The sequence below is a fragment of the Pseudonocardia lacus genome, assembly GCF_018531445.1.
Classification (GTDB): domain Bacteria; phylum Actinomycetota; class Actinomycetes; order Mycobacteriales; family Pseudonocardiaceae; genus Pseudonocardia; species Pseudonocardia lacus.
Map to the genome: position 1 here is coordinate 1 of NZ_JAHDTH010000274.1, position 8,451 is coordinate 8,451.

The following is an 8,451-nucleotide window of genomic DNA, read 5'->3' on the forward strand; positions in this document are numbered from 1 at the left end:
CGCCGAGCGGCCCGCGGCGCTGGCCGCCGTGCTGGGCGGCGCGGCCGAGCCGGGGGGCCGGCTACCGGTGGCGCCGGGCGCGTGCGGGCACCGCCTGCCGCTGGGCCACGGTGGCGGCTACACCCGCTTCGAGTACTCCGACCTGCGGCTGCCGCCCGCGCTGCCGCCGGGCGGGGCGCCGCTACGGGTCTCCTGCCTCGTCACCAACACCGGCCCCCGCGAGGGCAAGGAGGTCGTGCAGGTCTACCTGCGGCACCCGACGTCCTCGGTGACCACGCCCGAACGCGGCCTCGGCGGGTTCAGCGCGGTCCGGGTGCCGGCCGGCGGGTCGGTGCGGGTCGAGGTCGAGGTGGCCGCCGAGCGGTTCGCCGTGTGGGACCGGGCCATGCGCAGGGTGGTCGAGCCGGGCGAGTTCGACGTGCTCGTCGGTCGCTCGGCCGCCGACGTCCGGCTCCGCGGACGGACCAGCGCCCTGCCCCGGTCCCCGACGGGTGGCGGCTCCCGCGCGGAGCACACCGCGACGCCGTTCGGGTGAGCCCGACCGGTCCGGGTCCCGATTGCCTGTTAGCGTCCGGCGGCGCGTCGGACACCGACGTCGCAGTCGACGTGATCGGCGGCGTCGACCGGTACGTGACGGGAGGGCACGGAGGTGAGCGGCCCCGCCGCGGTGTTCCGGGACTCCACCGCACCGCCCGCGCACCGCACCCGCGACCTCATGGCCCGGATGTCGCTGGCCGAAAAGGTCGCCGAGGTCGTGGCCGCCGAGCTCGGTCCGGTCGGCCCGGAGCCGCTGCTGGCGGTCGACGACGGCGCCGCGGCGGCCGGGCCCGTCGGGGCCGGGCTGCTGCGCGTCACCGGCACCGATCCCGCCGCCGTGGCGCGGGCGGTGGACGCCGCCCAGCGCCGCAGGGTGGCCGGGACCGCGCTGGGCATCCCGGCGCTGCCGGTCATGGCCGCGCCGCTGCCGGGGCAGGAGCCGTTCCCGCCGCCGCTCGGGCTGGCCGCCGGGTGGGACACCGGGCTCGTGCAGCGGGTGGCCGCCGCCGTCGCGCGGCGGGCCAGGGCGCTCGGGGTGCGACTGGTGCTCGGGCCGGTGGTGAGCGTGCCCGGGGGCACCGAGCCGGGCGCCGAGCGCCTCGGCGGCGACCCGCTGCTGGCCGCCGAGCTGACCGCGGCCCACGTGCACGGGATCCAGGAGGGCGGGCAGGTCGGCGGGGCCGTGCTCGGGCTGGGCACCGCCGCGGACGCGACGGCCGGGGAGCGGGTGCTGCGCACCGGGCTGCTGCCCCCGGCCCGGGCCGCTGTGCTGGCCGGGGTCGCGGCCGTTGTCCCGGCGGGCACCGCCAACGGGCGGGTCCCGGCGCACGCGGACCCGTGGCTGCTGCGCGCGGTGCTGCGCGGCGAATGGGGGTTCACCGGCGCCGTGATCGGCGACCGGGCCGCGGTGGCCGGGCTGCACGAGCCCTACCGCGTCGCGGGATCGCCCGACGCGGCGCTGGCGCTGGCCCTGGAGTCCGGGGTGGACGGCTTCTGCCCCACCGGTGCCGGGGTCCCCGCCGACCCGGGCCCGGGCGGGGCGCAGGACACCGCGCAGCGGTTGCTGCGCCTGGTCCGCCACGGCGCGCTCCCGGAGTGGCAGCTCGACGACGCCGTGGCGGCCGTGCTCACCCTGAAGTTCCGCCTGGGCCTGTTCGAGGACCCGTTCCCGCGCGCCGCCCCGGGCCCGGTCGACGCCACCGGCCGCAGCGTCGGGCGAGTGGGGGCCGCGGCCGGGCCGCCGACCGACGAGAAGCTGCTCGACGCCGCCGTCACCGGGGGCGCGGTGCTGCTGTCGGACCCGCGCCGGCTGCTCCCGCTGCGGCGGGGCCGGTGCGCGGTGGTCGCGGTGCCCGACACCGAACCCGACCGGGCGGCCGCGCTGGCCGCTGCCCTGCGCCGGCACCTCACCGACCGCGGGGTCGTGGTCCCGCCGGCCGGCACCGACGCCGCCCGGCGCGGCGACCCGGTGGTCGTGGTCACCGCCGGCCCACCCCGGCAGGTCGCCGCCGAGCTCACCCGGCTGGCCTCGGCCGGGCTGGGCTGCGTGCTGCTGCTCACCGGCCCGCACCTGGACGGGCTGGAGGCGGTGCTGGCCACGCTCTCGGGCGTGCTGTGGTGCTGCGGGGCCGGCCCGGCCACCGCGGACCGGGTCGCCGACATGCTGACCGGCGCCCGGACGCCGTCGGGCAGGCTGCCGGTGTCGCTCGGTTCGGACCGCGGCGCCGGCACGCCGCTCGGGCACGGCCGCTCGTACGCGGCGTTCGAGTACTCCGGCCTGCTGGTCGGGCCGGAGCGGGTGCGGGCGGGAGAGACCGTGCAGGTGACCTGCCGGGTGCAGAACGCCGGGCCGCTGCCCGGCCGCGAGGTGGTCCAGGTCTACGTGCGCGACCGCGTCGCCTCGGTGGTGCGCCCCGAGCAGTCGCTGGCGGCCTTCAGCTCGATCGGCCTGGCCCCCGGCGAGGGGCGCGAGGTGCGGCTGCTGCTGCCCGCGGACCGCTTCGCGGTCTGGGACCGCGGCATGCGCAGGGTCGTCGAGCCGGGCACGTTCGACGTGCTCGTCGGGCGGTCGGCGCGCGACGTGCTGCTCTCGGCCGAGCTGGTCGTGCTGCCCGACGACCGCCCACCCCCGGGCCGGGGAGCGGGCCTCAGCTGATGGCGCCGGCCCGCAGGGCCAGCAGCACCAGCTGGGCGCGGTCGCCCGAGCCCAGCTTGCGCCCGATCCGGCCGAGGTGGCTCTTGATCGTCAACGGGGACAGGCCGAGCTCCTCGGCGATCTCCCGGTTGGGGTGCCCGTTCGCGGCGAGCTGCAGGATCTCCTGCTCGCGGTGGGTCAGCGCGCGCGGCATGCCGCGCAGGTCGGGCACGTAGCGCACACCCGGCGGGCGCACGCCGGCGGCGGGCTCGTCGGCGTTCCAGGCCCGGACCGCCGCGTTCGGGTCGTCCGCCGCGGTGGCCGGTCCGGCCAGCGACCCGCCGGGCGCGGTCAGCACGCCGGTGGCGCCGGCCAGCAGCGCCGAGACGATCTGGCGGGTGCCGGCCTGCGGCATCACGACGACGACCCGGTACCAGCCCTGGTCGTCGAGCTCGGCGAGCAGGCTGCTGAACTCCGGGTCGCCGGGGTCGCAGCCCAGCACGGCCAGGTCCCGCGCGCCGGGCGAGCGGGCCGCGGTGCGGGCCTCGGCGAGGTCGCCGACCTCGAGCACGGTGACCGCGCCGAACTCGCGCAGCTGGGCGGTGACCAGCGCGCGCTGGGTCGGGTCGGGGTGCACCAGCAGGACCCGGCGCAGCACGAAGGTCTCGGCACCGGCGGGCGCGGACTGCGCCCCCGCGGCGGCGGACCTGTGGTCGACGCCGACGCCGGTCATCATGCCGCACCCGCCGAATGGCTGATCCGGGCCAGCTCGGCCATCCCGCGGATGACGCACGGCCACGGCTCGCTGGGCACGCCGGTACCCCCGGCCGTGCAGGCCCGGCAGCGTCCGGCGGCGTCGGGCACGTGGGCGTTCAGCAGGCGCAGCCAGACCTCCACCATCGGGGCCAGCTCGTCGGCGAAGGCACTGGCCCGCGGCCGCGAGCGCTTCTCTCCGCGAGGCACCACCACTGCTCTCCCTTCCGACCGAGCCCGGCCCGTCCGTGCGCTGAGCATGCCAACGTTGTCGATCTCTGCACGAACGAATGCATGTGCATCTGCACTCACTGTCCACCAGGGTCACAAAATTCGGCGCCGAGCGCGACCCCCGAATCCGACCACTAGTGCGTCCGAGTGAACAGCCGCCGCCCCGTATCGCGCGCTGTCACCGAGCGGATACGGTCGACACCCTCCCCTGCCACGCTCCGCCACAGGAGTCCCGATGACCGTCCGCTCCACCGCGGCCGCGCGAGCGCGCCGCACCGGAGACCCGAACACCGGCCCGGTGCCGACCGCATGACGACCGGGGTCGACAGCGGTCGCGACGCCGGTCGGGTCCGCACCACCGGAGGGGGCGCCGGCGACGGCACCGCGGACGGCCGGGGTGGGGCCGGCCGCGCTCCCGACCCCGACACGGCGGCCGCACTGGCCCGGGCGGAGCGGCGCGCCGAGGTCGCCGAGGAGAAGTTCCGCCGCCTCGTCGACAACTCCCCCGCCGTCATCGACGTGCGCGACGCCGACGACCGCATCACCCAGGCCAACCCCGCCTTCCTGCGCACCTTCGGCGTCCGGCTGGCCGACGTGGTGGGCTACCGACCCGACGCCGACCTGCCCGGCGCCGACGGCAGCGACATCGTCGACCTGCTCGACACCGGCCGGCGGGTGCGCGAGTCCGGCACCGCGCGGGTCTGGCACGGGCGCATCCCCCACCCCGACGGCCACCTCGTCGACCTGCACGGCCACGTCTTCCCGCTGCCCACCGAGGACGGCGGCGACGGCGTGGGCGAGGTGTTCGTCGACGTCACCGCGCTGGAACGGGCCCGCCGCGAGCTCGCCGACTCCGAGCAGCGCTTCCGCGCGCTGTTCAACGTGGCCGAGATCGGGGTGCTGCTGCTCGCCCCGGACGCGCGCGTCGTCGACGCCAACCCGACCGCCCTGCGGCTGACCGGGCGCACGCCCCAGCAGGTGCGCGGCCAACCCATCGGCATCGCGCTCACCGCGGCCGACGTGGAGCGGCACGCGCCGCTGTGGGCCGAACTGGTGACCGGCAGGCGCAACCGCTACGACCTGACCGTCACCGTGCGCGGCGCCGGTGGCCGCCAGCGCCCGGCCCGGCTGACCGTCACCCTGGTGCGCACGCGCGAGGGCGCGCCCGCGCTCGGGCTGGGCCTGCTCGCCCCCCTCGCCGCGGACACCGAGACCGTCACGGTGCCGGCCCGCAGCATGCCCTCGGCCGGGGAGGCCGCGGTGCTGGAACGGCTCGCGGCCGGGGCCAGCCTCCAGCAGATCGCCTCCGACCTGGGCATGAGCCGGCGCGGGGTGGACTACCGGATCACCCGGCTGCGGCACAAGCTGCGCGCCGACGGGCCCGGCGGCGCCCCGGCCAACAGCGCGGCGCTGATCGCCAGGGCCTACGCGCTGGGCATCCTGCACCCGGCGGTGTGGCCGCCGCGGGTGGCCGAGCTCCAGCAGCCCGACGAGCAGTCCGACGGCGCGGGCTGAGCCGACTCAGCCGGTGCGCCGCGGGGCCCGGGGCGCGACGACCATCCCCCAGCCGTTCGACGACGCGGTGTCGGCCGGCCCCGCCGGGGGGTGCAGCAGCTCGACGGCCGCCGACCCGTTGCGCTCGTCGAGCCAGCGGGTGAGCTCGTCGGCCGGTGCGGGGCGCAGGTGCAGGTAGCCCTGGGCGCAGTGCGCGCCGATCCGCCGCAGGAAGGCCTGCTGCTCGGCGCGTTCCACGCCCTCGGCGACCACGGTGAGGCCCAGCCGCCCCGCCACCTCGATGATCGCTTCGACGACGGCCTCGTCGGCGGCCCGGCCCGGGCACCCGGCCAGGAACGAGCGGTCGATCTTGACGATGTCCAGCGGCAGCGTGCGCAGGGTGCTCAGCGCCGAGTAGCCGGTGCCGAAGTCGTCGATCGCGATGGCCGCGCCGAGCTCGATGAGCCGGTCGAGCGCGTCCTCCATGACCGGCGAGTCGAGCACCATGCTCTCGGTCACCTCCAGGACCAGCCGGCCGGGCTCGATGCCGAGCTCGGCGAGGCAGTCGCGCACGGCGTCCAGGAAGGGCGGCTCGGTGAGCTGGGCGGCCGAGACGTTGACGTGCACCGCCAGCGGGCCGGCCGGGCCGCACCACCCGGCGGCGTCCGCGCACGCCTGGCGCAGCACGTGCGCGCCGATGTCGACGATCGCCCCGCTGCGCTCCGCCGCCGGCACGAACTCCCCCGGCGCCAGCAGCCCTCGCGTGGGGTGGCGCCAGCGCACCAGCGCCTCCACGGCCACCGGGTGCCCCTGCACGACCGACACGATGGGCTGGTAGTGCACCTCCAGCTGCCCCCCGGCCGCCGCCGCGGCCAGCTCGGAGTCCAGTACCGCCCGGACACCGGCCCCGAGCAGGCCGGCGTCGAAGACCCGCACCCGGTTCTTCCCCGCCGCCTTGGCCGCGTACATCGCGGCGTCGGCGTGGCGCAGCAGCTCGTCGGGCGAGACGTCCGCGCTGACGAACGCCAGCCCGATGCTCACGCCGACGTGCACCAGCCGCCCGTTGACCGACACCGGCGCCGCGACGAGCCGGACCAGCCGTTCGGCCACGGAGTGCGCGGTGTCACCGGAATCGGGCAGCAGCACGGCGAACTCGTCGCCGCCGAGGCGGGCGCACAGGTCCTGCGGGCGCACCGCCCGGCCGAGCCGCGCGGCGACGTGGCGCAGCAACTCGTCGCCCGCGGCGTGGCCGAGGCGGTCGTTGACGACCTTGAAGTCGTCGAGGTCGAGGAACAGCAACGCGGAGCGGCCGTCGGGCGCACCGCACTGCCGCTGCAGCGCCGCGGTGAACGCGGAGCGGTTGGCCAGCCCGGTCAGCGGGTCGACCCGCGCCTGGGCGGTGAGGTCGCGGTGCGCCTCGCCGGCGCGCAGGGCCAGCGCGATCTGGTTGGCCACCGACTGCACCGCGACGACCGCCTCGTCCGGCACCGAGCCCGCGGCGCCCATCGCGAACCAGCGGTCGGGCCCGTCGAGCACCGGCATGACCAGCCACTGCGCCTCGACGCCGAGCAGGTGCGCCATCGCGGCCTCGTCGGGGCTGCGCCGCACCTCGCCCGGGACGGCCTGCGCGGGCAGGATCGAGCGGGGCAGCAGGTCCGGCAGGTCTCCGCAGGGGCCCGACCGCGCGATCACCCGCAACCCCCCGGGCTCGCCGCGCATCAGCATCGCGCACATGCCCGGGGTGGCCGCGCAGATGGCGGCGACAACGCGACGGGCCTCGCGGTTGATCGCCGCGACGTCGGTCGTCCCGATCAGCCGCCGGCCGAGCTCGACCAGCGCGGCGTCGCGCTGCTGGGACCGCTCCCTGGCGAACAGGCTGCGGGCCAGCGACCGGGCCACCAGCATCATGAACCACAGCGCGGGGATCGCCACGACCATGTTCAGCGCCTGCGCGGCGGCGTCGCGCTCGTACTGCTCGGCCCACAGGGGGACGCCGGCCAGCAGCCCGACCGGGATGAGCGCGCAGAAGAACACGGCCCGCGCCGGTGTGCCGTAGAGCGCCCGCAGCCACACGGCGGCGAACGTGAAGATCCACACCGCCGCGGGCTGGGGGAAGACCGCGACGGTCGCCGCCAGCGAGACCGCCTCGAGGAGGTCGAGCGGGAGCGCGTCGCGGCGGGTGAGGTAGCGGCGCACCCACGTCGCGATGAGGACGACGACGGCCGCCGCGGCCACCGGGAGCCCGTCGGGATCCATGGTCAGCAACGGCTTGGGCAGCGTCAGCAGCAGCGAGAGCACCGCGCTCAGGGTGAACAGCCAGCGCGTCTGCTCGACCAGGCCGCGCGGACGGCGCAACCCCGCCCACTCCCGCGCCCACACTCGCGCGGGCGGTCGCGGGTGCACCGCGGCCCGGTCGTCGTCCGGCGTGCTGTCGAGTCCCACTCCCGCCTCTTCCCCTGGAGCGTCGTCCCGGAGCCGTTCGGACCACCCACACCGCACCGATAGTCCGATCGGACGCAGATCGTTCCGCGGGCCGGCCCGGAACCGGCCAGCCCGTTCGGACAGGCAGGGTATCCCCGGTCACACTCCGTAGCCGCGGCGGCGCGGACCACAGTGAGGGTTCGGCTGTAACGCCGTACCTCCTGACGGCAATTCGGCCAGGTCACACACCCGAATGGGGCAATCCACGCCGCAATGGCGCGCCCACCGGTCGCCGACCTGCGCCGAAACGCCCGCACGGCCATCCGGGTGAGTAGCGATGAACGGATGAGTGGCATCTGGCGGGTGGCGTTCCAACACAAGTAGTAAGTGAGTCACCACCGTCCGTCGAGCGCGCTTCCGAGAGAGGTCCCGACCGTGGACATGCCCGACCGCCGTCGAGCCGCTTCCCACCGCGGCCCGGACAAGCCGGTGACGGTCGACCAGCTGATCGCCCGCTGCACGTCGTCGACCGTCCCGCCCGCAGCGCCCTGCCCGGGCGACCCGGTCTCGGTCGGCACGCTGCTGCGTCGCGAGGGACGGGCGCGGCGGGCCGCCGACCGGCCGCTGCTCCCCCGCGGCCACTCCCGACCCGCACCGGCCCCCGCGACCCCCACGGTCGCGGGCACCCGCATCCGCAGGATGACGGGCGCGGCCGGGGTGCTGTTCACCGCCACCGCCGTGCTCGGCCCGGCCGTGCTGAGCGAGCTGACCCACCCGCGCCCCGACGTCGAGGTGGGCGACGCCGCCCCCGCCGCCCCCGACGGGGCCGCCACCCGGCCCGCCGGGCCGGACGCGGTCGGCGGGACGGGTGCGCGGCCCCC

At 77.2% G+C, this 8,451-nt stretch carries 7 protein-coding genes; 4 read left to right on the forward strand and 3 right to left on the reverse strand.

Annotated features, from left to right (window positions below; translation table 11 throughout):
• Nucleotides 1-535, forward strand: a 535-nt coding sequence (locus tag KIK08_RS35180) for a fibronectin type III-like domain-contianing protein (protein ID WP_214407644.1), incomplete at its 5' end; no start/stop codon positions are given.
• Between the two features lie 114 nt (nucleotides 536-649).
• Nucleotides 650-2,692 carry a glycoside hydrolase family 3 N-terminal domain-containing protein gene (locus tag KIK08_RS35185; protein ID WP_214407645.1) on the forward strand — a complete coding sequence of 681 codons (2,043 nt, stop codon included), beginning with the start codon at nucleotides 650-652 and terminating at the stop codon, nucleotides 2,690-2,692.
• Here KIK08_RS35185 and KIK08_RS35190 read toward each other — a convergent pair.
• Together KIK08_RS35190 and KIK08_RS35195 are read right to left on the reverse strand one after the other, a co-directional pair.
• A complete protein-coding gene (locus tag KIK08_RS35190) occupies nucleotides 2,685-3,404 on the reverse strand; it encodes a helix-turn-helix transcriptional regulator (protein WP_214407646.1) in 720 nt (239 codons plus the stop codon). The genes KIK08_RS35185 and KIK08_RS35190 overlap by 8 nt on opposite strands.
• Nucleotides 3,404-3,637 (reverse strand): hypothetical protein, encoded by a 234-nt coding sequence (locus KIK08_RS35195; RefSeq protein ID WP_214407647.1) that lies wholly within the window; start codon nucleotides 3,635-3,637, stop codon nucleotides 3,404-3,406. The genes KIK08_RS35190 and KIK08_RS35195 overlap by 1 nt, the downstream gene beginning before the upstream one ends.
• A gap of 327 nt (nucleotides 3,638-3,964) precedes the next feature.
• Between KIK08_RS35195 and KIK08_RS35200 the strand changes: the two genes are divergently transcribed.
• Nucleotides 3,965-5,170, forward strand: coding sequence for a PAS domain S-box protein (locus KIK08_RS35200; RefSeq protein WP_214407648.1), 1,206 nt, complete (start codon nucleotides 3,965-3,967; stop codon nucleotides 5,168-5,170).
• Between the two features lie 6 nt (nucleotides 5,171-5,176).
• Here KIK08_RS35200 and KIK08_RS42075 read toward each other — a convergent pair whose 3' ends face one another.
• Nucleotides 5,177-7,591 carry a putative bifunctional diguanylate cyclase/phosphodiesterase gene (locus KIK08_RS42075; protein ID WP_214407649.1) on the reverse strand — a complete coding sequence of 805 codons (2,415 nt, stop codon included), beginning with the start codon at nucleotides 7,589-7,591 and terminating at the stop codon, nucleotides 5,177-5,179.
• Between the two features lie 414 nt (nucleotides 7,592-8,005).
• On the opposite strand from KIK08_RS42075, the gene KIK08_RS35210 reads away from it, so the two are divergent.
• A partial coding sequence (locus tag KIK08_RS35210; protein ID WP_214407650.1) for a hypothetical protein occupies nucleotides 8,006-8,451 on the forward strand: 446 nt, incomplete at its 3' end.

What these genes read in the sequence shown, in the direction of transcription:
- KIK08_RS35190 (WP_214407646.1), bottom strand. Translation starts at nt 3,404, where the DNA reads ATGACCGGCGTCGGCGTCGACCACAGGTCCGCCGCCGCGGGGGCGCAG.
- KIK08_RS35200 (WP_214407648.1), top strand. Translation starts at nt 3,965, where the DNA reads ATGACGACCGGGGTCGACAGCGGTCGCGACGCCGGTCGGGTCCGCACC.